Genomic DNA, 25,347 nt, shown 5'->3' on the forward strand with positions numbered 1-25,347 from the left:
GGCACAGGGATTATAAATGGACATCTCGGAACTCCTCGCCTTCTCGGTCAAGAACAAAGCTTCGGACCTGCACCTCTCGTCCGGCCTGCCGCCGATGATCCGCGTGCACGGCGACGTGCGCCGCATTAACCTGCCGGCGCTGGAGCACAAGGACGTGCACGGCATGATCTATGACATCATGAACGACGGCCAGCGCAAGCAGTACGAGGAAGTGCTGGAGTGCGACTTCTCGTTCGCGATCCCGGGCCTGGCGCGCTTCCGTGTCAACGCCTTCAACCAGGAACGCGGCGCGGCCGCGGTGCTGCGTACGATTCCGTCCAAGATCCTGTCGCTGGAAGAACTGAATGCGCCGAAGATCTTCGCCGAGCTGGCGCTCAAGCCGCGCGGCCTGGTGCTGGTGACCGGCCCGACCGGTTCGGGCAAGTCGACCACCCTGGCGGCGATGGTCAACCACCTGAACGAGAACGAGCTGGGTCACATCCTCACCATCGAGGACCCGATCGAATTCGTGCACGAACCGAAGAAGTGCCTGATCAACCAGCGCGAAGTCGGCCCGCACACCCTGTCCTTCAACAACGCGCTGCGCTCGGCGCTGCGCGAAGACCCGGACGCGATCCTGGTGGGCGAACTGCGCGACCTGGAAACCATCCGCCTTGCGCTGTCGGCGGCCGAGACCGGCCACCTGGTGTTCGGCACCCTGCACACCTCGTCGGCCGCCAAGACCATCGACCGTATCGTCGACGTGTTCCCGGCCGAGGAAAAGGAAATGGTGCGCGCGATGCTGTCGGAGTCGCTCCAGGCCGTGATCTCGCAGACCCTGCTCAAGACCAAGGACGGCTCGGGCCGCGTGGCCGCGCACGAAATCATGCTCGGCACCCCGGCGATCCGCAACCTGATCCGCGAAGCGAAGATCGCGCAGATGTACTCGGCGATCCAGACCGGCAGCAACGTCGGCATGCAGACCCTGGACCAGAACCTGACCGACCTGGTGCGCCGCAACGTGATTTCCAGCGCCGCGGCCCGCGCCGCCGCGAAGATTCCGGAAAACTTCCCAGGCTAAGGAGTGGCGATGGAACGCGACCAGGCATCCAAATTCATGTTCGACCTGCTGCGCCTGATGACGGCGAAAGGCGGCTCGGACCTGTTCATCACGGCGGGCTTCCCGCCGGCGATGAAAATCGACGGCAAGATGACGCCGGTGTCGAACCAGGCCCTGAGCAGCACGCACACCGCCGACCTGGCGCGCGCCATCATGAACGACAAGCAGGCGGCCGGCTTCGAACTGACCAAGGAATCGAACTTCGCGATCAGCCCGGGCGACCTGGGACGCTTCCGTGTCTCGGCCTTCATGCAGATGGGCGCCGTGGGCATGGTGCTGCGCGTGATCACGACCACCATCCCCAGGTTCGAAGACCTCGACCTGCCGGAGACCCTGAAGGACGTGATCATGACCAAGCGCGGCCTGGTCATCATGGTGGGCGCCACGGGTTCGGGTAAATCGACCACGCTGGCGGCGATGGTGGGCTACCGCAACGAGCACAGCTACGGCCACATCATCACCATCGAGGATCCGGTGGAATTCGTGCACCCGCACCGCAACTGCGTGATCACCCAGCGCGAAGTGGGCGTGGACACCGACAGCTTCGAGGCCGCGCTCAAGAACTCGCTGCGCCAGGCGCCGGACGTGATCCAGATCGGCGAGATCCGCGACCGCGAGACCATGGAGCACGCGATCGCCTTCGCCGAAACCGGCCACCTGTGCCTGGCCACCCTGCACGCCAACAGCGCCAACCAGGCGCTCGATCGCATCATCAACTTCTTCCCGGAAGAGCGCCGCCAGCAGCTGCTGATGGACCTGTCGCTCAACATGAAGGGCCTGATCTCGCAGCGCCTGATTCCGAAGAAGGCAGCCAAGGGCCGCGTGGTGGCGATGGAGATCCTGCTCAATTCCCCGCTGATCTCGGACCTGATCTTCAAGGGCGACGTCCATGAGATCAAGGAGATCATGAAGAAGTCGCGCGAGCTCGGGATGCAGACCTTCGACCAGGCGTTGTTCGACTTGTACGAGGCGGACAAGATCACCTACGAGGATGCGCTGCGCAATGCGGATTCGGTGAATGACCTGCGCTTGAACATCAAGCTCAATAGCAAGCATGCGAAGGACAGGGATTTTTCGGCGGGGACGGAATCGCTTGGTCTGGTTTGATTCCTTAGCTGTTCGACGAAAGTCAACTTGGGTCCCCGCCTTCGCGGGGATGACGTTCAAGAGCAGCAGTCCACCACAGTCGTCGTAGTCCGCTACCTCTACACGTCATCCCCGCGAAGGCGGGGACCCAGGTTTGCCCGAACCACCCCAAAGCAAACATTCCCCCCTTGTCATACACTCCCTCTTTTAAACAAGATGGAGACGACCATGACCGCCCACGATTTCCAGGCCACCTCCCTGGACGGACAACCCGTCGACCTCGCTGCCTACCGCGGCAAGGTCATGCTCATCGTGAACACCGCCAGCGCATGCGGCTTCACCCCGCAGTACAAGGGACTGGAAGAGCTGCACCGCCGCTATGCCGGCCAGGGCCTGGCCGTGCTGGGCTTCCCCTGCAACCAGTTCGGCAAGCAGGAACCGGGCACCGAGGCCGAGATCGGCGCCTTCTGCGAGAAGAACTACGGGGTCAGCTTCCCGATGTTCGCCAAGGTCGAGGTCAACGGCGCCGACGCCCATCCGCTCTACAAATACCTGAAAGGCGAAGCCCCCGGCGTGCTGGGCACCGAGGGCATCAAGTGGAACTTCACCAAGTTCCTGGTCGACAAGGACGGCAAGGTCGTCAAGCGCTACGCGCCGCAGACCAAGCCGGAAGAGATCAGCGGCGATATCGAAAAGCTGCTCGCGCAATAAACCTCCGTACGGTTGGCGGCTACGCCGCCAACCGTACTGGCCGATCACCTCATGGTTGTGGCGAGAACCGGATCGCCTGCCCCCCGCCCGGCGCCAGCTTCAGCTGCAGCGTGTCGCCCGCCGTGACGGTCCTGGTCTCGGTCACCAGGTCGAAGCGGCGTTCGGTGCGGTAGTCGGCCGCATCACCATCGCGGTAGATCTCGGCCGTGTAGCGCTTGCCCTGCTCCAGGAAGCCCAGCGGCAGCGCCAGGGTGCGTGCCTGGCCGTCGGTGACGGCGCCCAGGTACCAGTCCTGCGAACCCCTGGCCTTGCGCGCGATCGTCGCGAACTCGCCCACTTCGCCATTCAGGACACGCGTGTCCGCCCAGTCGGCCGGCACGTCGCGGATGAACTTGAAGGCCGCCGGGTATTTCTCGTAGTTCTCGGGCAGGTCGGCCGCCATCACCAGCGGCGAATAGATCACCACGAAGTTGGCCAGCTGCTTGGCCTGGGTCGAGTTGAACACCTTGCCGTCCGCCCCCACCAGGCTCAGGACGCCCGGCGTGTAGTCCATCGGCCCGCTCAGCATGCGCGTGAACACCAGCTTGGCCTCGTGGTCCACGCTGTTGGGCGGATTGCCCCAGGCGTTGTACTCGACGCCGCGCGCGCCTTCGCGCGTCATCCAGTTCGGATAGGTGCGGCGCAGGCCGGTGTCCTTGATGGGCTCGTGGGTGTCGATCGCGATGCGGTACTTGGCCGCTTCGGTGACGGCTTTCAGGAAGTGGCGCACGCCGTCCTGCGAATCGTAGTGGCCGAAGCGCGGCTTGCCGTCGCGGCCCGTGAACAGGGCGCTGCCCGCTTCGTGCACATAGCCCGACTTGACGCTGTCGACCCCGTGCATGGCATACAGCTTGTAGGCCGCGTCCATCTGCTTTTCGTAGGCCGGCACGTTGGCCCCGGTCTCGTGGTGACCGATCAGGCGTACGCCCTTCGATTTCGCATAGGCGGCCAAACGGGGCAGGTCGAAGTCCGGATAGGACTTGGTGAAGCTGAAGTCCGCGCCGCCGTGCCCCCAGTCGCTTTCCCAGCCCTGGTTCCAGCCTTCGACCAGCACGCCGCGGAAACCGTTCTTGGCGGCGAAGTCGATGTAGCGCTTCGTGTTGGCGGTGTTGGCGGCATGCTTGGGACCCGCGTTCCAGGTGCCGCTCTGCAGGTGCATCTCCCACCACACGCCGACGAACTTTGAAGGCTTCACCCAGGACACGTCGCCCAGCTTGTTCGGTTCGTTCAGGTTGAGGATCAGGTCCGACATGGCCAGGCCCGCCGCGTTGTCGGCGATCTGCACAGTGCGCCAGGGCGTGGTGAAGGCGCCGTGCTTGACCACGGCCGGGCCGTAGGACGAAGGCGCGAGCATGGCGCGCAGCTTCTGGCCATCGACCTTGCGCAGCCACATGGAGGCGTAGTCGACCAGCGCCGCCTCGTGGAAGGCGATGTGGGTGCCGTCGTCCAGGCGCAGGGTGAGCGGCGTATTGGCGATGCCGATCTCCTTGAGCGGCGCCTTGCGCACCTGCTCTTCCAGTCCCGGCAGCTCGCCGGCCGGGATCCACCAGGCGGTGGCCGGCTGGGCAACCGTGAACTCGGTCAGCTCGTCGAGGATCTCGACATCGCGCAGCTGGGGCTGGGCCGGGAATTCGTAGCGGAAGCCGATGCCGTCGTCGTAGATGCGGAATACGATGTCGAGGCGGCGATTGCCCTTGTTCTTCTGCTCGACCGCGACGCGCAGCTCGCGGTAGCGGTTGCGCACGAACTGGCGCTCGCCCCATGGCTGCTCCCAGGTGCCGTCATGCTCGCTGATTTTCTGTTCGCGCAGGCTGAAGCCGCCGTCGAGTTTCTGCGCATTGGCCAGGTTGAAGCCAAGGCGCGACAGCCCGATCACCTCTTTGCCGCGGCGCTTGACCGTGTAGGCCAGCTTGCCTCCGTCGAGCTGCACCTCGACGCCGATCTGCTGGTCGGGCGACGTGGCGCTGGCGATGAGCTCTTGCGCCCAGGCGGGCAGGCCGAGCGTGAAGGAAGCCGCCAGGACGGCGGCGATGCGGCGCAGGTGCATGCGGGAGTCTCCTGTTCTTATCCGATGAGGTAGCAAAACTACCTCTCCATCGGTAGATTTGCTTCGATGATAAGACAAAAGATGTAACTCGACTACCAACGCAAGGAAGAGCGTTGCTTTAGCGTGTCTTTACTTCGGCAACCGGATGGGTGGTGCAGCCACGGTGCACGTTCTCCAGGAAGCGCACCGCCTCCTCCAGCGTCAGGCCGGCCGGCAGCAGCCGCGTGAGCGCGGCTTCCTCGCTGGCGCGGTCCACGCCGAAGGCGATCGCACGCGAGACCTCGCGCGCCCGCTTGCCGTCGCTGTTGTACAGGGCCTCATATACGCCGATTTCTTCCCACAAGGGCACGAAGCCTGGGCTGGTGCTGTCCTCGAAGACGACGGCCGGCGGCAAGCCCTCGTCCTCGCGCAGGAGCTGGAACATAAAACTCATCATCGCCTCCTTTCAAAACAGGGCGCGATGCTACCACTCTTCAGGCCAGCGCGCGGTCGAGCAGCTCGATCCAGTGCGTGACCGGCGTGTGGGTGCCGGACTGCAGGTGGGTCAGGCAACCGATGTTGGCCGAGACGATCTCTTCGGCGCCCGTGGCCGCCAGGCTGGCCAGCTTGCGGTCGCGCAGTGCATGCGCGATCTCCGGGTGCAGCACCGAATAGGTGCCGGCCGAGCCGCAGCACAGGTGGTTGTCGCCGCACAGCACCACGTCGACGCCGGCCGCGTGCAGTACGCCCTCGACCTTGCCGCGGATCTGCTGGCCGTGCTGCAGGGTGCAGGGAGGATGGTAGGCCACGCGCTTGCCGATACGGCCTTTCAGCTTTGCGGCCAGCTCGTCCTGGAAGGGCGGCAGGATCTCGGACAGGTCCCTGGTCATGCTCGAGATGCGCCGGGCCTTGGCCGCATAGGCCGCGTCGTGCGCCAGCAAATGGCCGTATTCCTTGACCGTGACGCCGCAGCCCGAGGCGGTCATGACGATGGCCTCCACCTGCTCCACGTAGGGCCACCAGGCGTCGATGTTGCGCCGCATGTCGTCCAGGCCGCCGGCCTGGTCGTTCAGGTGGTAGCGCACGGCGCCGCAGCAGCCTGCCTTCGGCGCATTGATGAGCTGCACCCCGAGTGCGTCGAGCACGCGGGCGGTGGCCGCGTTGATGTTGGGCGCCATCGCCGGCTGCACGCAGCCGTCCAGCACCAGCATCTTGCGCGCATGCGTGCGCGTCGGCCAGCGCCCAGCCGGGCGCGCCGGCTGCAGCTTGTCCTGCAGGTCCTTGGCCAGCAGCGGACGCGCCGCCTGCCCGGCCATGAAGGCCGGCTTGAACAGGCCGGTGCGCGGCAGGAACTCCTTGAGCGTGGTGCGCTTGACACGGTCCTTGAAGGGCCGCGCCACGCGTTCCTCGACCACGCGGCGGCCGATGTCGACCAGGCGGCCGTACTTGACGCCCGAGGGACAGGTGGTTTCGCAGTTGCGGCAGGTGAGGCAGCGGTCCAGGTGCAGCTGGGTCTTGCGGGTCGGCTCGGCGCCTTCCAGCACCTGCTTGATCAGGTAGATGCGGCCGCGCGGGCCATCGAGCTCGTCGCCCAGCAGCTGGTAGGTCGGGCAGGTGGCGGTGCAGAAGCCGCAGTGCACGCAGGCGCGCAGGATCGCTTCGGCTTCTTCGCCTTCGCGCGTGCCCTTGATGAAATCGGCGAGATTGGTTTGCATGGCTTAGTACATCCGTCCCGGGTTGAACACGTTCGACGGATCGAACGAGGACTTCAGGCGTTCGTGGATTTTCGCCAGCGCCGGCTGCAGGGGCTGGAACACGCCCACGCCCTTGTCGCCGCCGCGGAACAGGGTGGCGTGGCCGCCGCAGGCGCCCACGGTGCGGCGGATGGACTCGGCAGTGGCGGCGTCACCCTCTGCGCGCAGCCAGCGCTGGGCCCCGCCCCATTCGATCAGCTGGGCGCCGCCGAGCACGATGGCCCCGGTGGTCGGCGGCACCGACAGGCGCCACAAGGCGCCTTCGCCGGCGAAGAAGGGATGACGCTGCTCGCGCAGGCTGGCCCAGAACGGCCCGCAGTCCGGCATCACCTCGCCGCCGAGCGAGCGTACGGCCGCATCGACCGCCGCCTGGGCGCCGGACAGGCGCAGCGCCAGCACGCCGTCGTGCCAGCAGCTGCTGGCCACTGGCAGCGGCTGGCCGCCCCATTCGTTGAGCTTGCGGATGGCGTCGATCTCGCCCATGCGAAAGCGCAGCGTGGTCTCGGCGAAGGGGCGCGGCAGCACTTTCACCGAGATCTCCAGCAGCACGCCCAGGGTGCCGAGCGAGCCGGCCAGCAGGCGCGAGACGTCGTAGCCGGCCACGTTCTTCATCACCTGGCCGCCGAAGGACAGGACATCGCCCTTCCCGTCCAGCAGCCTGGCGCCCAGCACGAAGTCGCGCACGGCGCCGCTGGACGAGCGGCGCGGGCCGGACAGGCCGGCCGCGATGGCGCCGCCGAAGGTGGCATCCTCGCCGAAGTGCGGGGGCTCGAAGGCCAGCATCTGCCTGCGTTCGGCCAGCGCGGCCTCGATCTCGCGCAGGGGTGTGCCGCAACGCGCGGTGATGACCAGTTCCGTGGGTTCGTAATCGACGATGCCCGTGTGGCCGCGCGTGTCGAGGATCTCGCCTTCGAGGCGCTGGCCATACCAGTCCTTGGTGCCGCCGCCGCGGATGCGCAGCTTCCGGCCATCGGCCGCCGCTGCCCGCACGCGTTCCTGTAATTGTTCGATCGACTGCATGGATTCTCTTAAAAACGCGGTAAATCCGGGAACGGCAAGGCGCCCCCGTGGACGTGCAGCTTGCCGAATTCGGCGCAGCGGTGCGGCGTGGGGATCGCCTTGTCCGGGTTGAGCAGCATGGCCGGGTCGAAGGCGCGCTTGACCTCGAAGAAGGCGTCCAGCTCCTTGCGGCCGAACTGCACGCACATCGAATTGATCTTCTCCATGCCTACCCCGTGTTCGCCGGTAATGGTGCCGCCCACTTCCACGCACAGCGCCAGGATCGCGGCGCCGAAGGCTTCGGCGCGCTCGAATTCGCCCGGCTGGTTGGCGTCGAACAGGATCAGCGGGTGCATGTTGCCGTCGCCCGCGTGGAACACGTTGGCGCAGCGCAGGCCGAAGGTCTGCTCCATTTTCTCGATGTCGGACAGCACCCGCGCCAGCTGCTTGCGCGGGATGGTGCCGTCCATGCAATAGTAGTCGGGAGAGATCCGCCCGGCCGCCGGAAACGCGTTCTTGCGCCCGGACCAGAAGCGCACGCGCTCGGCCTCGCTCTGCGACACCGCGATGGCGGTCGCGCCTGCGCCCTGCAGCACGGCGCTCATGCGTTCGATTTCCTCGGCCACCTCGAGCGCGGTGCCGTCGGCCTCGCACAGCAGGATGGCGGCGGCGTCCAGGTCGTAGCCGGCCTTCACGAAAGGCTCGACCATGCGCACCGAAGTGCGGTCCATCATCTCCAGCCCGGCCGGGATGATGCCGGCCGCGATCACGTTGGCGACCGCGTTGCCGGCGGTGACCACGTCGTCGAAGGAGGCCATGATGACCTGGGCCACGGCGGGCTTGGGCACAAGCTTGACGGTCACCTCGAGAACGATGCCGAGCATGCCTTCGGAGCCGATGAACACGGCCAGCAGGTCCAGGCCGGGCGCGTCCAGGCTATCCCCGCCCAGCTCGACGATCTCGCCATCGATGGTGGCCACGCGCACGCGCAGCACGTTGTGCACGGTCAGTCCGTACTTGAGGCAGTGCACCCCGCCCGAGTTCTCGGCCACGTTGCCGCCGATGGTGCAGGCGATCTGCGAGGATGGGTCGGGTGCGTAGTACAGGCCGTAGGGTGCGGCCGCCTCGGAAATCGCGAGGTTGCGCACGCCCGGCTGCACGACGGCGGTGCGCGCGTAGGGATCGACGCGCTCGATGCGGTTCATGCGCGCGGTCGAGATCACCACCCCGTCGGCGATCGGCAGCGCGCCGCCCGACAGGCCGGTGCCGGCGCCGCGCGGGACGATGGGGACATTGAGCTCGCGGCAGACCTGCATGATCGCCAGCACTTCGCTTTCGTCGACAGGCAAGGTGACGATCAGCGGCAGCTGGCGGTAGGCGGCCAGGCCGTCGCATTCGTAGGGACGGGTGTCTTCGGGATCGGACAGCACGCGGCCTTCGGAAAGCCGCGCACGCAGCGCACTGGCGACCTGCCGGCGTCGTTCGGCGTGAGGGAAATGGTGGGCGGACATGCTCAGATTGTAAGCACATTTGGCACGTTTTGTCGTATGCTCGGCCTATCGTTTTTTTAACACTCTACATTACACAACATCATGGGCAACCGACTTTCAAAAATCGCGACGCGCACCGGCGACGACGGCAGCACCGGCCTGGGCGACGGCAGCCGCACCGGCAAGGACAGCGCACGCATCCATGCGCTCGGCGAGGTCGACGAGCTGAACTCCTTTGTGGGCCTGCTGCTGTGCGAGGACATGCCGGCCGAGCTGCGCGAAGAGCTGGTCTCGATCCAGCACGACCTGTTCGACCTGGGCGGCGAGCTGTGCATCCCGGGCTACCAGATGATCAAGGAAGAGCACGTGGCGCGCCTCGACGGCCTGCTCGAGAAGTACAACGCCGACCTGCCGGTCCTGAAGGAATTCATCCTGCCGGCCGGCTCGCGCGCCGCCTCCACGGCCCATGTGTGCCGCACCGTGTGCCGCCGCGCCGAGCGCGCCATCGTGGCGCTGTCCAAGGCCGAGCAGATCCACGCCCACCCGCGTCAGTACGTGAACCGCCTGTCGGACCTGATGTTCGTACTGGCGCGCGTGCTGAATCGCTTCGCCGGCGGCGCGGACGTGCTGTGGCAGCACGAGCGCAAGCGCGGCTGATTCGATCAAGATCCGCGATAAAAAACACAACGGAGACCGCAGCAGTGGAAGACTTTATCGGAGTATACGACGGCGCCCTGAGCCCGGAGCAATGCGACGCCCTGGTGGCGCGCTTCGACGCCAGCGACAAGGTGGGCCGCGGGCGCACCGGCATGGGCGTGGACGTGGAAAAGAAGGACAGCTACGACATCACGATCAGCCAGTTCCCCGAGTGGAACGACGCGACCGGCATGCTGCTGCAGACCATGTCGCGCCATCTGGAAGACTACATCGACCGCTACCGCATGCTGGTGATGGGATCGCTCTCCCCTTCCCTGGCCCATCCGGAGACCGGCAAGCCGACCGTACTCTCGATGGAGAACTTCGACCAGGTGGGCAAGCCGCACATCGAGGAGCTGATGCAGACGCTCTACCGTCCGGGCAGCGTCAACCTGCAGAAGTACCTGAAGGGCACGGGCGGCTACCACCACTGGCATTCCGAGATCTACCCGCAGAACGCGTCTTGCGAGACGCTGCACCGGGTGCTGCTGTGGCAGTTCTACCTGAACGACGTGGAGGAAGGCGGCGAGACCGAGTTCCTCTACCAGGGGCGCAAGGTGGCGCCGAAGAAGGGCCGCCTGGTGATCGCACCGGCGGGGTTCACGCATACGCACAAGGGGCATGTGCCGAAGAGCGGGGACAAGTATATTGCGACGTCGTGGATCTTGTATCAGCGGGCGGAGACGCTGTTTGGGAAGGCTTGAGCGTTAGCACACCGCTTCACTGCTCTCTGCGTTAGCCCCCAAACCGTCGTTCCCGCGAAGGCGGGAATCCAAGTTCGCGCCGCAGCCACTCACGCGAACTTGGGTCCCCGCCTTCGCGGGGATGACGGCTTTTAGGCTGGCACTTAAAACGACAAAGGGGTTCCGCTTGCGCAGGAACCCCTTTTCACATTTCGACGTTAACGTCAGATATTGTTCACCACCAGCCTCGGCTCCCCACCCGCAAACCGCTGGCGGATCGACGCCGCGATGCCCTTGGCATCCAGCCCCACCGAGGCCAGCAGCGCCGCCGGGTCGCCCTGGTCGATGAATTTGTCCGGCAGGCCCAGCATCAGCATCGGCTTGGCCAGGCCTTCCGCCGCCAGCGCTTCCGCGACAGCAGCACCGGCGCCGCCCATGATGCAGCCCTCTTCCACCGTCACGATGCAGGCGTGGTCCTTGGCCAGGCGCTTGACCAGCTCGACGTCGAGCGGCTTCACGAAGCGCATGTTGGCGACCGTGGCGTTCAGTTCCTCGCCGGCGGCCAGGCTCGGCGCCACCATCGAGCCGAAGGCCAGGATCGCGATGTCCTTGCCTTCGCGGCGCAACACGCCCTTGCCGATCTCGATCGAGGTCAGCTCGGGCTGGATCGCCGCGCCCACGCCGGCGCCGCGCGGATAGCGCACCGCGGCCGGGCCCGGGAAGTGGTAGGCGGTGGTCAGCATCTGGCGGCACTCGTTCTCGTCCGAGGCGGCCATCACCACCATGTTCGGGATGCAGCGCAGGTAGGCCAGGTCGTAGTTGCCGGCGTGGGTCGCGCCGTCGGCGCCCACCAGGCCCGCGCGGTCGAGCGCGAAGGTCACGTCCAGGTTCTGCAGCGCCACGTCGTGGATCAGCTGGTCGTAGGCGCGCTGCAGGAAGGTCGAGTAGATCGCCACCACCGGCTTCAGGCCTTCGGTGGCGATGCCGGCGCCGAAGGTCACCGAATGCTGCTCGGCGATGCCGACGTCGAAGTAGCGGGCCGGGTATTCCTGGTGGAAGCGCACCATGCCCGAGCCTTCGCGCATCGCCGGCGTGATGCCGACCAGGCGCTTGTCCACGGCCGCCATGTCGCACAGCCAGTTGCCGAAGACTTCGGTGTAGGTGATCTTGCTCGGCGCGCCGGACGGCTTGATGCCTTCCGCCGGGTTGAACTTGCCGGTGCCGTGGTACAGGATCGGCTCGGCCTCGGCCAGCTTGTAGCCCTGGCCCTTCTTGGTCACCACGTGCAGGAACTGCGGACCCTTGAGCTTCTTGATGTTCTCCAGGGTCGGGATCAGGGATTCCAGGTCGTGGCCGTCGATCGGGCCGATGTAGTTGAAGCCGAATTCCTCGAACATCGTGGCCGGGACCACCATGCCCTTGGCGTGTTCCTCGAGCTTGCGCGCCAGGTCCAGCATCGGCGCCGGCAGCACGCTGCGGCCGACGTTCTTGGCGGCGGCATAGAACTGGCCGCTCATCAGGCGCGCCAGGTAGCGGTTCAGGGCGCCCACCGGCGGCGAGATCGACATGTCGTTGTCGTTCAGGATCACCAGCAGGTTGATGTCGTCCTCGACGCCCGCGTTGTTGAGCGCCTCGAAGGCCATGCCGGCGGTCATCGAGCCGTCGCCGATCACGGCGATCGCGTGGCGGTCCTCGCCTTTCAGCTTGGCCGCCTGGGCCATGCCCAGGGCCGCCGAGATCGAAGTCGACGAGTGGGCGGTGCCGAAGGTGTCGTATTCGCTCTCGTCGCGCTTCGGGAAGCCCGACAGGCCGTTCAGCTGGCGCAGGCTGGGCATGCGCTCGCGGCGGCCGGTCAGGATCTTGTGCGAATAGGTCTGGTGGCCCACGTCCCACACGATGCGGTCGCGCGGGGTGTTGAACACGTAGTGCAGCGCGATGGTCAGCTCGACCGTGCCCAGGTTGGACGACAGGTGGCCGCCGGTCTTCGACACTGAGTCGAGCAGGAACTGGCGCAGTTCGTGGGCGAGCGGCGTCAGCTGCGTGCGCGGAAGCTGGCGCAGGTCGGACGGGTCGTTGATGGTTTCTAGCAGTTTCATTTAGGCCTTCCGCTGCACGATCAGGTCCGCGAGTTCGCGCAGCCGCAGTGCTTGTTCTCCAAATGGCGCCAGCGCCTCATGCGCTTCGCGCCGCAATTGCTCGGCCAGTGCCCGCGACGGCTCCAGCCCGAGGATCGACACATAGGTCGGCTTGTTGTCGGCCGCGTCCTTGCCGGCGGTCTTGCCGAGGGTGGCCGAATCGGCCGTCGCATCGAGCACGTCGTCGACCACCTGGAAGGCGAGGCCGATCGCCTTCGAATAGGTGGCCAGCGCTTCCAGCTCACGCGGCTCCAGGTCGCGGCCCGCCAGGGCGCCCAGGATCACCGAGACGCGCAGCATGGCGCCGGTCTTGAGCTGGTGCATGCGCTCGAGCTCCTCGCGGGTGAGCGCCAGGCCGACGCTGTCCAGGTCGATCGCCTGGCCGCCGCACATGCCGGCCGAACCCGCGGCTTCGGCCAGCAGGCGCAGCATGCCCACCAGGCGGCCGGGCGGCAGGGTGTCGGCCTCGGCCAGCACCTGGAAGGCCTGGGCCTGGAGCGCGTCGCCGACCAGCAGCGCGGTCGCTTCGTCGTAGGCCACGTGCACCGTCGGCTTGCCGCGGCGCAGGGCGTCGTCGTCCATGCAGGGCATGTCGTCGTGGACCAGCGAATACACGTGGATCATTTCCACCGCGGCGGCCACGCGCGCCAGCGCGCGCAAGTCGGCGCCGAACAGCGCCCCGCTCGCGTAGGCCAGCAGCGGGCGCACGCGCTTGCCGCCGCCCAGGGCGGTGTAGCGCATCGCCTCGTGCAGCTTGTGCGGAACCGAGGTCGCTTCGGGCAGGAAGGTCTCGAGCGCGCGCTCGACGTCCGCCTGGACGTCCTGGACCCAGTCCTTGAATGCCAGTTCCGTCATTGCGCGCCCTCGTCGCCGTCGCTGGAGAAGGGCTTGAGCATGTCGCCCTCGAGCACCTTGACCTGGGCCTCGACCTTTTCCAGCTGGGCGGCGCAGTATTTCACCAGCTCCGAGCCGCGCGCATAGGCCGCGACCGAGGCTTCCAGCGGCAGCTGGCCGGATTCCATCTGGGTGACCAGCTGGGCCAGCTCGGCCATGGCTTCCTCGAAGGATGCGGGAGGCGCGGCGGTAGTAGTGTTTGGCATAGAATTGTTTCGTGAAGGCGGCATCAGTTGTGCGCCATGGGTCGGTCCAATCGCGTATTTTAGATCAATCCACCCTCGGACGGGTGTCCGCGTTGCACCATCCGCAACTTGTTCGCAAGGCCACATTTTAGCCGACTCCCCTTCCCCCCTCATGAAAACGATGCCTTTCCGGCAATTTTTGTGCACCCGTGCACCACATTCCCGCGCCGGCCCAAGACTGTAGAGCTCGTTACACGGTATAATCTCCGGTTCTGTCCGAAATACCGTATTCCTTTTACCAAAATACTGGTCTTTGGATTCTTTCTCTTCTTTGGTAATAATTGATTAAAGGGGGGTTGGGATGTCCGATCTGGCTACCCACGCCAAGCTGGCGCGCTCCTGCGCTCAGCTTCCGGTAAATGTCTACTTTGACGAAGCGCTGCTGCAGCGCGAGATGCAGCAACTGTTTCACAAGGGCCCGAGGTACGTCGGCCACGAGCTGATGGTCCCGGAAATCGGTGATTTCGCGACACTCGCTTCCGAACACGAAGGCCGCATGCTGGTGCGTAATGCCGGCGGCATCGAAGTCCTGTCCAACGTCTGCCGTCACCGCCAGGCGCTGATGTTCAATGGCCGCGGCAACGCGAACAACATCGTGTGCCCGCTGCACCGCTGGACCTACGACCTGAAGGGCCAACTGATCGGCGCGCCGCATTTCGCGGAAACGCCCTGCCTGAATTTGTCGAAGACGCCGCTGCAGAACTGGAACGGCCTGCTGTTCGAGCAGAACGGCTACGACGTCATGGACAAGCTGAAGCACATGGAGGTGACCCGCGACCTCGACTTCAGCGGCTACATGTTCGACCACGTCGAGATCCACGAGTGCGACTACAACTGGAAGACCTTCATCGAGGTCTACCTGGAGGATTACCACGTCGAGCCCTTCCATCCGGGCCTGGGCAACTTCGTCTCCTGCGACGACCTGAAATGGGAGTTCGGCCGCGACTACAGCGTGCAGACCGTGGGCGTGAACCGCGCCCTGCAGAAGGCCGGCTCGCCCGCCTATAAAAAATGGCAGGAACAGGTCCTGAAGTTCAACAACGGCCAACCGCCGAAGTACGGCGCCATCTGGCTGACCCTGTACCCGAACATCATGGTCGAGTGGTATCCGAACGTGCTGGTGGTGTCGACCCTGTGGCCGGTCGGACCGCAGAAGACCCGCAACGTGGTCGAGTTCTACTACCCCGAGGAGTTCGTGCTGTTCGAGCGCGGCTTCGTCGAGGCCGAGCGCGCCGCCTACATGGAAACCGCGGTCGAGGACGACGAGATCGCGCTGCGCATGGATGCGGGCCGCAGGATCCTGATGAACCGCGGCGTCAACGAAGTCGGCCCCTACCAGTCGCCGATGGAAGACGGCATGCAGCATTTCCACGAGTGGTACCGCAGCAAGCTGGAGCTGTAAAACTAGGAACGTAATGCCTTCTCTCTGGATGTTGTTCGCCAGCTTCGCGTTTGCCGCCATGGGCGCGGGCGTGAAGCTGGCCTCGGAGTTCTACTCCACCTCCGAACTCCTGATGTACCGCGGCCTGATCGGCACCTTGATGCTGATGCTGATGGTGCGCCACCAGGGCGGCACCTTCAGGACGCCCTTCCCCAAGGCCCACATCTGGCGCAGCGTCGTCGGCGTCACCTCGCTGTGGCTGTGGTTCTTCGCCATTACCCGCCTGCCGCTGGCCACCGCCGTCACGCTCAACTACATGGCGCCGATCTGGATCGCCGCCTGGATGTTCGCCACCGGCTGGTGGACCGGGACCAAGCATGCCGAATGGCCGCTGGTGCTGGCGATCGCCATGAGCTTCCTTGGCGTGACCCTGGTGCTGCAGCCGGCCGTCGAAAGCAATCAATGGCTGGGCGGCCTGGCCGGCATCTGTTCGTCGGTGATCTCGGCCATGGCCTACATGCAGGTGCGCAAACTCGGCCAGATGGGCGAGCCGGAATACCGCGTGGTGTTCTACTTCTCGCTGACCACCACCCTGGCCGGCCTGGCGGGCACCCTGCTGGGCGACGGCCCGCAGGATGCGCTCTTCCATGCGCACACGCCCACCAGCGCCGCGCTGCTGCTGGGGATCGGCTTCTCGGCCCTGCTGGCGCAGATGGCCATGACGCGCGCCTACCGCGTGGGCAAGGTGCTGGTGGTGGCCAACCTCCAGTACACCGGCATCGTATTCTCCAGCCTGTGGGGCCTGGCCTTGTGGGGCGACCGCTTCAACTGGCATGTCTGGCTGGGCATCGGCGTCATCCTCGCCTCCGGGATCGCCGCGACGTTCTACAATACGCAGAAGACGGCCCGCGGGGCCGTGCAGGAAAAGACCGATCCGATCGCCAGCGAAACCTGAGGAGCGCCATGTACAAGACCCTGATCACCGCCGCCGACCTCGCGGCCCACATCGACGACCCGGACTGGATCGTCGTGGACTGCCGCCACGACCTGATGAACCTGACCGCCGGCCGCGAAGGCTATGCCATCGGCCACCTGCCGAACGCGGTGTTCGGCGACATGGAGACCGAACTGTCGGGCTCGAAGTACGGTACGGACGGCGCCTTCAGGGGCCGCCACCCACTGCCGGAGAAGGAAGCGCTGGCCGCACTCTTGCGCGGCTGGGGCGTGAGCGACGACTCCCAGGTCGTGGCCTACGACGCGCACGGCGGCATGTACGCGGCGCGCCTGTGGTGGATGCTGCGCTGGCTCGGCCACGAGGCGGTGGCGGTGCTGGACGGCGGCATGGCGGCCTGGCAGTCGCTGGGCAAGCCGCTGACGGGCGACGTGCCCGCGCGCGCGCCGGGACGCTTCACGATCCGCGCACCCTTCGTGCCGACCGTGAGCGTGCTCGAGGTGATGGAAAACCTGGACAAGGGCGAGCGCGTCGTCATCGATGCGCGTGCGGCCGACCGCTTCCGCGGAGAGAACGAGACCATCGATCCGGTGGGCGGCCACATTCCCGGCGCGCGCAACCGCTTCTTCAAGGACAACCTGCAGGCGGACGGGCGCTTCAAGGCGCCCGAGCAGCTGCGCGAGGAGTTCGCGGCCGTGGTGGACGATCCGTCGAAAGCGATCATGCAGTGCGGCTCGGGCGTGACGGCCTGCCATAACCTGCTGGCGCTGGAAGTCGCCGGGATGCCGGGAGCGGCGCTGTATCCGGGGTCGTGGAGCGAGTGGGTGGGGGATGCGTCGCGGCCGGTTGCCAAAGGCGCGGATTGATCACGCAAACCTGGATCCCGGCCTTCGCCGGGACGACGTGCAAAAGCAAGTAGTCGTTAGCAGATGCACGTCATCCCCGCGAAGGCGGGGACCCAAGTTCACGCAGCGCAGCCACCAGCGCTCACACCAACCGATTCAACCCCAGCACCACCCCCACCCCCAGCGCGATCAGCACCACCTGCGGCACCGACTCCCGCACCGTCGCCCTCCTCTGCATCTGCGGCATCAGATCGCTCACCGCGATATAGATGAAGCCCGATGACGCGAATACCAGCACATAGGGAATCAGGTCGCTCGCCTTATCCAGCGTGAAGTAGCCCAGCAAGCCCCCCGCCACCGACATCAGGCTGCACAGCAGGTTGAACACATACGCGCGCAGGCGCGAGAAGCCCGCGTTCAGCAGCACGATGAAGTCGCCGATCTCCTGCGGGATCTCGTGCGCGACGATCGCCAGCGCGGTCACGATGCCCAGCTCGGGGTTGGCCAGGAAGGCCGCGGCGATCAGGATGCCGTCGGTGAAGTTGTGCATCCCGTCGCCGATCAGGATCATCCAGCCCGACTTGCCGGCCTCGCGCTTGTCGTGACCATGGGCATGGTGATGGCCGTCGCCCTCGTGGTGGTGCGAATGGCGCAGGATCGCCATTTTCTCCAGCACGAAGAAGGCCAGCAATCCTCCCAGCAGGGTCGCGAACAGGCTGCGCGGGTCGGCGCCGGATTCGAAGGCGCTGGGCAGCGCATGCAGCAGCGAGGTCGCCAGCATGATGCCCACCGACAGGCTGACCATCCGCTCCACCACCTTCGAGAGCAGCGCGAACGAGAAAATGGCCGCCCCGGTGATGCTGAGGACGCCGGCGACCATGGTCGCCAGCAGGATGGAGCCGAGAATGGAATCGATTTGTAAGCCTCTTGTTCTGGTCTTGCGGTCAAGCGCAAACCGGAGATTGTACCGTCCCCGGCCCGCGGCCGTGCAAGATCAGGCCACGCCGTGGGTCGAGAACCAGTTCAGCGCCTTGCTCCAGCCGTCCTTGGCGTCGTCGGCGTTGAAGCTGGGGCGGTAGTCGGCGTGGAAGGCGTGGCCCGAGTTCGGGTACACGTGGATCTGCGAGCGGCTGTTGCCCGAGGCGAGCGCCTTGCGCATGCGTTCGACCGATTCCAGCGGAATGCCCTGGTCCTTGGCGCCGTACAGGCCTAGCACCGGCACCTTCAGGGCCTGGGCGACATCGATCGGCTGCTTCGTCTGGTTGGCGTTGGTCTCGCCCACCAGGCGGCCGTACCAGGCCACGCCGGCCTTCACGTTCGGGTTGTGCGCCGCGTACAGCCAGGTGATGCGGCCGCCCCAGCAGAAGCCTGTGATGCCCAGCTTGTCGGTGTTGCCGCCGCGCTGCTTGGTCCACTTGACCACGGTGTCGAGGTCGGACATGACCTGGGCGTCCGGCGTCTTCGAGACGATGTCGCGCATCAGGTCGGCGATGTTGGCGACCTTGGTCGCGTCGCCCTGGCGCACGAACAGGTCCGGCGCCACGGCCATGTAGCCGGCCTTGGCGAAGCGGCGCGCCACGTCCTTGATGTGTTCGTGCACGCCGAAGATCTCGGAAATCACCAGCACCACCGGCAGGTTGGTGCGGTCCTTGGGCTGGGCGCGGTAGACCCGTACGTCCTGGCCGTTGATGACGACAATGTGGTCGGCGGCGTCCAGGCCGTCAAGGCTGGTCTGGACCATCGTCTGGGCGACGACGGGCAGCGAGGCCGCGGCGAAACCACTGCCCACCGCCGCCTTCAGGAAGTTGCGGCGGTCGACGCCGTCGCCAAATGCACTGGCGGACACCAGGCTGCTGCCATCGGATACGAGATCTTTCATGCTCACCCCTTCAGTCAGTTGGACAGGCTTGCTAGTTTAGCAAAGACCCGGGGGCGCACGCTTGAGCTCGAAACGGCTTAGGGGACGAGGGCAAAATTCAGCCTGGAGCGGTTCGCCATCGCGATGTCCACCTTGTCGACCGTCTTGGGCGCGTAGCCCGTGGCGGCGGCTTCCACCGTGTAGCGGCCCGGCGTGGCCGCGCTGCTGGCGCTGAACACCAGCGGCAAGCGCTTGCCGTAGGTCGCCAGCTGGGGTGGTGCTACCGGCAGGCTGGCCAGGGTGTAGGCGCCGCTTGCCGGCTCGGCGCCCTGGACCTTGACGGTAATGGTGGGACCATCCGCAAGGCGCTGCCTGGCGGCCACGGTGGCGCCTTTGCCGATCGCGGGATGCAGGTTCACCCTCCCCCCGATCGAACCGGTATTGCCCGGGGCGAGCATGATCGGCGCGCTGGCCGTGCTCAGGATCGTGGAATGGGAGGCGGCGACCGGCACCGCGGCGACCACGCTGGCCGCGCTGTCGGCGGCGGTGATCACGACCTCGTAGTGCCCCGGGGCCAGGCGCGGGAGGAGGAATTCGCCGGTGTCCCGGTTCGGCGTGGCGGTAGCGGCGATGACGCCGTCCTGCTGCGCCGAGACCTGCACGCTGGGGCCCAGCAGCGCGGTGCTGACGAAGCCTGCGATGCTGCCGGGGGCAGGCGCCGGCTTGGCCACTGGCTGGTGCGCATGGGTGCTGGCTGGCGTGTCCTGCGCGACATCGCCGCCGCCGCGGCAGGCGACGAGGACGGCGGCGCCGATGGCGGCGCTGGTCAGGACGAGGCGGAATCGGGTCTTGGACATTGCTGGATACCTGGCTGGCCGCCTCGGCGGGCCGATGGGCTCATCCTAGCATTCCAGACAAATATGTAGCGTTCGACAACGCACCTTGAAACAGTTGCTTACAGACTTTACAGACGGAGGGGAGGTGTGGTGGTGGTTTTGCGACACGCGCCCCGTAACGTCGTTCCGGAGAAGGCCGGAACCTGAGTTCGTCGAGAAGCCGTGGTGCGTGCGAGCGTTACGGCATTCGGGCAAACTTGGGTTCCGGCCTTCGCCGGAATGACGGTCTAAGGGCAGGTGGCTAGTGGATGCTGGTCAATGCGCCTCTTCCCAGTTCTTGCCCACGCCCGTCTCCGCCAGCAGCGGCACGTTCAGCTTGGCCACGCCCGCCATCAGCGCCGGCAGCTTGACGCGCACCAGTTCCAGCTCGGCCTCGGGCACCTCCAGCACCAGTTCGTCGTGCACCTGCATGATCATGCGGGTCGCCAGCCCCTCGGTCTCGATCCAGCCCTGCACCGCGATCATGGCCAGCTTGATCAGGTCCGCCGCCGTGCCCTGCATCGGCGCGTTGATCGCCGCGCGTTCGGCGCCGGCGCGGCGCGGGCCGTTCGGGGAGTTGATTTCCGGGAGCCACAGGCGGCGGCCGAACACGGTCTCGACGTAGCCGCGCGCCTTGGCCTGCAGGCGGGTCTCGTCCATATACTGCTTCACGCCCGAGAAGCGTGCGAAGTAGCGGTCGATGTAGCTGGCCGCGGCGCCGCGTTCGATGCCCAGGTTCTGGGCCAGGCCGAAGGCGCTCATGCCGTAGATCAGGCCGAAGTTGATGACCTTGGCGTAGCGGCGCTGCTCACTCTGCACTTCTTCCGCCGGCACGCCGAAGATCTCGGCGGCGGTGGCGCGGTGGATGTCCTCGCCTTCCGCGAAGGCCTTCAGCATCGCCGCGTCGCCCGAGATGTGCGCCATGATGCGCAGCTCGATCTGCGAGTAGTCGGCCGAGACGATCACGCTGCCCGGCGGCGCGACGAAGGCTTCGCGGATGCGGCGCCCTTCCGCGGTCCTGACCGGGATGTTCTGCAGGTTCGGGTCGCTCGAGGACAGGCGGCCGGTGATCGCCACCGCCTGCGCGTAGTTGGTGTGCACCCGGCCCGTCTTCGGGTTGACCATCTTGGGCAGCTTGTCGGTATAGGTCGACTTCAGCTTGGACATGCCGCGGTGCTCGAGCAGGATCTTCGGCAACGGATAATCCTCGGCCAGCTTCTGCAGCACTTCCTCGTCGGTCGAGGGCGCGCCGGTGGCGGTTTTCTTGATGACCGGGAGCTGGAGCTTGCCGAAGAAGATCTCGCCGATCTGCTTGGGCGAACCCAGGTTGAAGGGGCCGCCGGCCAGTTCATAGGCCTGCTGTTCAAGCTCCTGCAGGCGCTTGCCCAGCTCGGACGACTGCACTTCCAGCAGCGCGCTGTCGATCAGGACGCCGTTGCGCTCGATTTTCTGGAGCACCTCCATGGTCGGCATCTCGATGTTGCGGTAGATATAGCTCAGGCCCTGGTCGGCTTCCACATGGCCCAGCATGGCCTGGTGCAGGCGCAGGGTGATGTCGGAATCCTCGCCCGCGTACTCGGTCGCGCGCGCCAGTTCCACCTGGTCGAAGCAGATCTGGCTGGCGCCCTTGCCGCACACGTCCACGTAGGGAATCGTGGTGTAGCCCAGGTGGCGCATGGCCATGGTGTCCATGTCGTGCGGCTTGTGCGACTCGAACACGTAGGACTGCAGCAGGGTGTCGTGCACGATGCCCTTCAATTGCACGCCGTGGTTGGCGAAGATGTGCATGTCGTACTTCAGGTTCTGGCCGAGCTTGGGCTTGGCCGGATTCTCGAGCCAGGGGCGCATGCGCTCCAGCACGTGCTCGCGCGAGAGCTGGTCGGGCGCGCCGGCGTAGCGGTGCGCGACCGGGATGTAGGCGCCCTTGCCCGCTTCCACCGACAGCGAGATGCCGACCATCTCGGCCGCCAGCGGGTCGAGCGAGGTGGTCTCGGTGTCGACCGAAGTCAGTTCGGCGGCGTCGACCAGGGCCAGCCATTTATCCAACTGTTCGTCGGTGAGCACGGTTTCGTACTCGCCCTTGATGACGGCCATGCCCGGCAGGTGGCCGCTCGCCCCCTCCGGCGAGTTGAGCGGCGCGCCGCCGGGGCCGGCGCCGCGGGCCGGCGCCACCGCGCCATCGGCACGGGCGGCGCCGCCCAGGTCGCGCAGCATGGTCTTGAAGCCGTAGCGCTGGAAGAAGTCGCGCAGGGCCTCGGCGTCTTCCGGACGGCCGACCAGGGTTTCCTCGAACGAGACCACGTGGGCCGCCAGGTCGCAGTCGGTCTTCACGGTGATCAGTTCGCGGCCGCGCGGCAGCCATTCGAGGGCCGCGCGCAGGTTCTCGCCGACCGCGCCGCCGATGCTGTGGGCATTCTCGACCACGCCGTCGAGCGAGCCGTGCAGGGTCAGCCACTTGACCGCGGTCTTGGGACCGCACTTGTTCACGCCCGGGACGTTGTCGACCGTGTCGCCGATCAGGGTCAGGTAGTCGATGATGCGGTTCGGCGGCACGCCGAACTTGGCGATCACGCCGGCTTCGTCGAGCCGGTCGTTGGTCATGGTATTGATCAGCATGACCTTGTCGTTGACCAGCTGGGCCAGGTCCTTGTCGCCGGTGGAGATCACGGTGTTCATGCCGCGCGCGTAGGCCTGCACCGCCAGGGTGCCGATCACGTCGTCCGCCTCCACGCCCTCGACCATCAGGATCGGCCAGCCCATGTGGCGCACCACTTCGTGGATCGGCTCGATCTGCTTGCCCAGGTCTTCCGGCATCGAGGCGCGCGTGGCCTTGTACTCCGGATACAGGTCGTCGCGGAAGGTCTTGCCCTTGGCGTCGAACACGCAGGCGATGTAGGCCGCCGGGAAGTCGGTGCGCAGGCGGCGCAGCATGTTGACCATGCCGTGCATGGCGCCGGTCGGGAATCCGTCCGGGCTGCGCAGGTCCGGCAGTGCGTGGTAGGCGCGGTAGAGATAACTGGATCCGTCAACGAGCAGCAGGGTATTGTCCATAGGGCGAAATCTGGTGGGGCGAAATGGGTAGCGCGAAAGCCGCCGGAGGGGCGCGCCGGGTGTCCGGCATTATCGCAGAATCGGGTTGGAGAAAGCACAAGTTCCCTGCCGGGAAGGCTTTCTTCATTGCTCCATATATAGGGTCGCCAGCACACTTTTCACAGGGAAGCGACGCTGTTTGTTAAAATGGTCTAAACGACACAAGGTGACCATCATGCTGCGCACATCTTCCCGCTCCGCCCTCCTGACGCTGTGCTTGATTGCCTCCGGTTTCGCCGCCGCCCAGCAGCAAACCCAGCAGCCGCCGAGCCAGGAACCGCCAAAGCTCGACCGCATCGAGCCGGGCAGCGACGTGCCGGCCACCACCATTCCGCCGAAAGAGCGCACCCGCATCACCGAGAAGAAGCAGGGCGGCCAGGTCACCGAAGTCGAAGTGCAAAGCGGCCCCAGCCGCTACACCATGAAACCCAACGTTCCAGCTGGAAACGCCCAACCAGGCGACGCCCAGAGCAGTGCAATCCGTGCCCCACAATGGCAGGTGATGGAGTTCGATTTTGGCAATCCCAAAAAGCAGGGTGCGACCGAGCAGCCGGTAGCCCCGGCCCCGGCCAAGCCCGGTGCGCCGGCGCGCGCCGAGGCGCCGCCCCCGCCGCCTCTCGAACAGGCTCCGAAAAAATAAGACTTCCGGCCGCGGCGCGGCCGGCGACATCACTCACCTGACTCTTTGCTAGCACATGGCAGTTTTCACCGCGGTCTCGCTGGATGACCTTACCCAGTGGATCAAGCAGTTCCCCCTCGGCCAGGCGCTCCGGCTCGAAGGCATCTCCTCCGGCATCGACAACAGCAACTTCTTCCTGAGCACCGAGCGGGGAGAATATGTGCTGACGATCTTCGAGAACCTCCGTTTCGAGCAGCTTCCCTTCTACGTGCAGTTGATGCGCCACCTGGCCGAACGCGGCATTCCGGTGCCGGCGCCGGTCCCGAACGTGGACGGCGAGCTGGTGGTGGCCTTGCACGGCAAGCCCGCCATCATCGTCAGCCGCCTGAGCGGCGCCTCGCAGATGGACCCGCAGCCGGCGCACTGCGCCGAAGTGGGCCGGATGCTGGCGCGCATGCACCTGGCCGCGCAAGACTTCGCACTGCAGCAGCCCAACCTGCGCGGCCTGGACTGGGTGACGGCCACCGCGCCCGAGGTCCTGCCCTTCCTGAGCGAACCCGAGGCGGCGCTGCTGCGCGGCGAGGTCGCGTTCCAGCAGACCTTCGCGGCCGGCGCCACCTACGGGCGCCTGACGCGCGGACCGGTGCACGCCGACCTGTTCCGCAACAACGTCATGTTCGAGGGGGAGCGCCTGACCGGCTGCTTCGACTTCTATTTTGCCGGCTGCGACACCTGGCTGTTCGACGTGGCCGTCACCGTCAACGACTGGTGCATCGACCTGGCAACCGGCACACTCGACGAAGCGCGCGTGCGCGCCCTGCTCGATGCCTACCATGCCGTGCGGCCCTTCACGCCGGACGAACAAGCCGCCTGGCAGCCGATGCTGCGCTCCGGCGCCTTGCGGTTCTGGCTGTCGCGCCTGTACGATCTGCATCTACCCCGTGCGGCGGAGCTGCTCACGCCGCACGACCCGACCCATTTTGAACGCATCCTGCGCGAGCGCATCGCCTGCCCCGCGCCCGAACTGCCTACATGAACTCATTGCCCGCACTTACCGGCTGGACCTGGCTCAAGCGAGGCGCCAGCCTGTTCCGTCAACAACCCGCCGCCCTGACCACGCTGCTGTTCGCGAATATCCTGATCAGCATCGGCATCAGCGCCGTGCCCCTGCTCGGGCCCATGATCGCGGTGGTCCTGATTCCCGCGTTCTCGATGGCCTTCATGCAGGCCTGCCTGATGATCGAGAACGGGCAGCGGGTCACGCCGGCGGTGCTGCTGACGGGCTTCCGCAAACCGGCCTTCGCGGAACTGTGCAAGGTGGGACTGGTGTACCTGGGCGTGTCGCTGCTGCTGGCCCTGGTCACGCGCTTCGCGGTCGATCCGGGCTTCTGGGAAAACGTGGCGCGCCAGGGGCGCGAAGGCGGCCAGCCGGAAGTGGCGGCCTCGGACATCATGGCGATGTTCGCGATCTTCGGCCTCGACGTGGCGGCCCTGATGGCCCTGTGCTTCGCGGCGCCGCTGGCCTACTGGCAGAAGATGAGCCCTTTCAAGGCGACCTTCTACAGCTTCTTCGCCGTGCTGCGCAGCGCGCGCGTGTTCATCGTGCTGCTGCTGGCGTGGTTCGCGATCTTCTTCGCGATCACCATGGTGCTGACCATGATCCTGGGCGGGACCAATATCACCCGCGTGCTGATCATGTGGCTGATCTTCCTGTTCATCCTGCTGCTGCAGTGCGCGATGTATGCGGGGTACCGGGAGATTTTCGGGAAGCCGCAGGATGAGGCGGTGAAGGTGGATTTGAGCAAGTAGCGTGGGGGGGGTTCCCCCCCCCCCCGGGGTGGGTTGGGGGGGCCAACCCCGCCCCGGCCCG

23 protein-coding genes are annotated in these 25,347 nt (G+C 66.1%); 11 read left to right on the plus strand and 12 right to left on the minus strand.

What is annotated here, in order from left to right; translation table 11 throughout:
* The first annotated feature begins 16 nt into the window (after positions 1–16).
* The 3 genes from KBW98_RS10915 (at position 17) to KBW98_RS10925 (ending at position 2,896) form a co-directional block, all read left to right on the plus strand.
* Positions 17–1,060, plus strand: a complete 1,044-nt coding sequence (locus KBW98_RS10915) for a type IV pilus twitching motility protein PilT (RefSeq protein ID WP_211520162.1) — start codon at positions 17–19, stop codon at positions 1,058–1,060.
* A 9-nt stretch (positions 1,061–1,069) separates the two neighbouring features.
* Positions 1,070–2,206, plus strand: coding sequence for a PilT/PilU family type 4a pilus ATPase (locus tag KBW98_RS10920; protein WP_211520163.1), 1,137 nt, complete (start codon positions 1,070–1,072; stop codon positions 2,204–2,206).
* Positions 2,207–2,413: 207 nt separating this feature from the next.
* Positions 2,414–2,896 (plus strand): glutathione peroxidase, encoded by a 483-nt coding sequence (locus tag KBW98_RS10925; RefSeq protein ID WP_211520164.1) that lies wholly within the window; start codon positions 2,414–2,416, stop codon positions 2,894–2,896.
* A gap of 49 nt (positions 2,897–2,945) precedes the next feature.
* On the opposite strand, the gene KBW98_RS10930 is transcribed toward KBW98_RS10925, so the two are convergent.
* The 5 genes from KBW98_RS10930 to KBW98_RS10950 all read right to left on the minus strand — a co-directional run bounded on the left by KBW98_RS10930 (position 2,946) and on the right by KBW98_RS10950 (position 9,225).
* Positions 2,946–4,982 carry a glycoside hydrolase family 97 protein gene (locus tag KBW98_RS10930; protein ID WP_211520165.1) on the minus strand — a complete coding sequence of 679 codons (2,037 nt, stop codon included), beginning with the start codon at positions 4,980–4,982 and terminating at the stop codon, positions 2,946–2,948.
* A gap of 118 nt (positions 4,983–5,100) precedes the next feature.
* A complete protein-coding gene (locus KBW98_RS10935) occupies positions 5,101–5,418 on the minus strand; it encodes a hypothetical protein (protein WP_229429118.1) in 318 nt (105 codons plus the stop codon).
* 37 nt (positions 5,419–5,455) lie between these two features.
* Positions 5,456–6,676, minus strand: a complete 1,221-nt coding sequence (glcF, locus tag KBW98_RS10940; RefSeq protein ID WP_211520166.1) for a glycolate oxidase subunit GlcF — start codon at positions 6,674–6,676, stop codon at positions 5,456–5,458.
* 3 nt (positions 6,677–6,679) lie between these two features.
* Positions 6,680–7,735 (minus strand): glycolate oxidase subunit GlcE, encoded by a 1,056-nt coding sequence (gene glcE / locus KBW98_RS10945; protein WP_211520167.1) that lies wholly within the window; start codon positions 7,733–7,735, stop codon positions 6,680–6,682.
* Positions 7,736–7,743: 8 nt separating this feature from the next.
* Positions 7,744–9,225: an FAD-linked oxidase C-terminal domain-containing protein gene (locus tag KBW98_RS10950; protein WP_211520168.1), complete on the minus strand. Its 1,482-nt coding sequence runs from the start codon at positions 9,223–9,225 to the stop codon at positions 7,744–7,746.
* An 81-nt stretch (positions 9,226–9,306) separates the two neighbouring features.
* Here KBW98_RS10950 and KBW98_RS10955 point away from each other — a divergent pair, with 81 nt between their 5' ends.
* Together KBW98_RS10955 and KBW98_RS10960 are read left to right on the plus strand one after the other, a co-directional pair.
* Positions 9,307–9,861 (plus strand): cob(I)yrinic acid a,c-diamide adenosyltransferase, encoded by a 555-nt coding sequence (locus KBW98_RS10955; RefSeq protein ID WP_211520169.1) that lies wholly within the window; start codon positions 9,307–9,309, stop codon positions 9,859–9,861.
* Between the two features lie 44 nt (positions 9,862–9,905).
* The gene (locus KBW98_RS10960; protein WP_211520170.1) at positions 9,906–10,604 is read left to right on the plus strand and encodes a 2OG-Fe(II) oxygenase; all 699 of its coding nucleotides are present in this window, start codon (positions 9,906–9,908) and stop codon (positions 10,602–10,604) included.
* Between the two features lie 203 nt (positions 10,605–10,807).
* On the opposite strand, the gene dxs is transcribed toward KBW98_RS10960, so the two are convergent.
* Genes dxs through KBW98_RS10975 form a run of 3 tightly spaced genes read right to left on the minus strand, consistent with a single transcriptional unit; the run spans position 10,808 to position 13,818 of the window.
* A complete protein-coding gene (dxs, locus tag KBW98_RS10965; protein ID WP_211520171.1) occupies positions 10,808–12,679 on the minus strand; it encodes a 1-deoxy-D-xylulose-5-phosphate synthase in 1,872 nt (623 codons plus the stop codon).
* A complete protein-coding gene (locus KBW98_RS10970) occupies positions 12,680–13,573 on the minus strand; it encodes a polyprenyl synthetase family protein (RefSeq protein ID WP_211520172.1) in 894 nt (297 codons plus the stop codon).
* On the minus strand, positions 13,570–13,818 hold the full coding sequence (locus KBW98_RS10975; protein WP_211520173.1) for an exodeoxyribonuclease VII small subunit: 249 nt from the start codon (positions 13,816–13,818) through the stop codon (positions 13,570–13,572). The genes KBW98_RS10970 and KBW98_RS10975 overlap by 4 nt, the downstream gene beginning before the upstream one ends.
* Positions 13,819–14,158: 340 nt before the next feature.
* Between KBW98_RS10975 and KBW98_RS10980 the strand changes: the two genes are divergently transcribed.
* Genes KBW98_RS10980 through KBW98_RS10990 form a run of 3 tightly spaced genes read left to right on the plus strand, consistent with a single transcriptional unit; the run spans position 14,159 to position 17,056 of the window.
* On the plus strand, positions 14,159–15,259 hold the full coding sequence (locus tag KBW98_RS10980; RefSeq protein ID WP_211520174.1) for an aromatic ring-hydroxylating dioxygenase subunit alpha: 1,101 nt from the start codon (positions 14,159–14,161) through the stop codon (positions 15,257–15,259).
* Between the two features lie 13 nt (positions 15,260–15,272).
* Positions 15,273–16,193 carry a DMT family transporter gene (locus KBW98_RS10985; RefSeq protein WP_211520175.1) on the plus strand — a complete coding sequence of 307 codons (921 nt, stop codon included), beginning with the start codon at positions 15,273–15,275 and terminating at the stop codon, positions 16,191–16,193.
* Between the two features lie 8 nt (positions 16,194–16,201).
* A complete protein-coding gene (locus KBW98_RS10990; RefSeq protein WP_211520176.1) occupies positions 16,202–17,056 on the plus strand; it encodes a sulfurtransferase in 855 nt (284 codons plus the stop codon).
* 121 nt (positions 17,057–17,177) lie between these two features.
* On the opposite strand, the gene KBW98_RS10995 is transcribed toward KBW98_RS10990, so the two are convergent.
* The 4 genes from KBW98_RS10995 to polA form a co-directional block, all read right to left on the minus strand.
* Positions 17,178–17,915 carry a ZIP family metal transporter gene (locus tag KBW98_RS10995; protein ID WP_211520177.1) on the minus strand — a complete coding sequence of 246 codons (738 nt, stop codon included), beginning with the start codon at positions 17,913–17,915 and terminating at the stop codon, positions 17,178–17,180.
* A 114-nt stretch (positions 17,916–18,029) separates the two neighbouring features.
* Complete coding sequence (locus KBW98_RS11000) at positions 18,030–18,914, minus strand: dienelactone hydrolase family protein (RefSeq protein WP_211520178.1); 885 nt, start codon at positions 18,912–18,914, stop codon at positions 18,030–18,032.
* A gap of 77 nt (positions 18,915–18,991) precedes the next feature.
* A complete protein-coding gene (locus tag KBW98_RS11005) occupies positions 18,992–19,750 on the minus strand; it encodes a carboxypeptidase-like regulatory domain-containing protein (protein WP_211520179.1) in 759 nt (252 codons plus the stop codon).
* A 294-nt stretch (positions 19,751–20,044) separates the two neighbouring features.
* The gene (gene polA / locus KBW98_RS11010) at positions 20,045–22,819 is read right to left on the minus strand and encodes a DNA polymerase I (protein ID WP_211520180.1); all 2,775 of its coding nucleotides are present in this window, start codon (positions 22,817–22,819) and stop codon (positions 20,045–20,047) included.
* Between the two features lie 214 nt (positions 22,820–23,033).
* Here polA and KBW98_RS11015 point away from each other — a divergent pair, with 214 nt between their 5' ends.
* From KBW98_RS11015 to KBW98_RS11025, 3 genes are read left to right on the plus strand one after another with little or no spacing between them, the layout of a single operon-like run.
* Positions 23,034–23,498, plus strand: a complete 465-nt coding sequence (locus tag KBW98_RS11015; protein WP_211520186.1) for a hypothetical protein — start codon at positions 23,034–23,036, stop codon at positions 23,496–23,498.
* 55 nt (positions 23,499–23,553) lie between these two features.
* A complete protein-coding gene (locus tag KBW98_RS11020; RefSeq protein ID WP_211520181.1) occupies positions 23,554–24,513 on the plus strand; it encodes a homoserine kinase in 960 nt (319 codons plus the stop codon).
* A complete protein-coding gene (locus KBW98_RS11025; protein ID WP_211520182.1) occupies positions 24,510–25,286 on the plus strand; it encodes a BPSS1780 family membrane protein in 777 nt (258 codons plus the stop codon). Before KBW98_RS11020 ends, KBW98_RS11025 begins: the two co-directional genes overlap by 4 nt.
* Positions 25,287–25,347 lie beyond the last annotated feature (61 nt).

Source organism: Massilia sp. ST3, from assembly GCF_018119405.1.
Classification (GTDB): Bacteria; Pseudomonadota; Gammaproteobacteria; order Burkholderiales; family Burkholderiaceae_D; genus Telluria.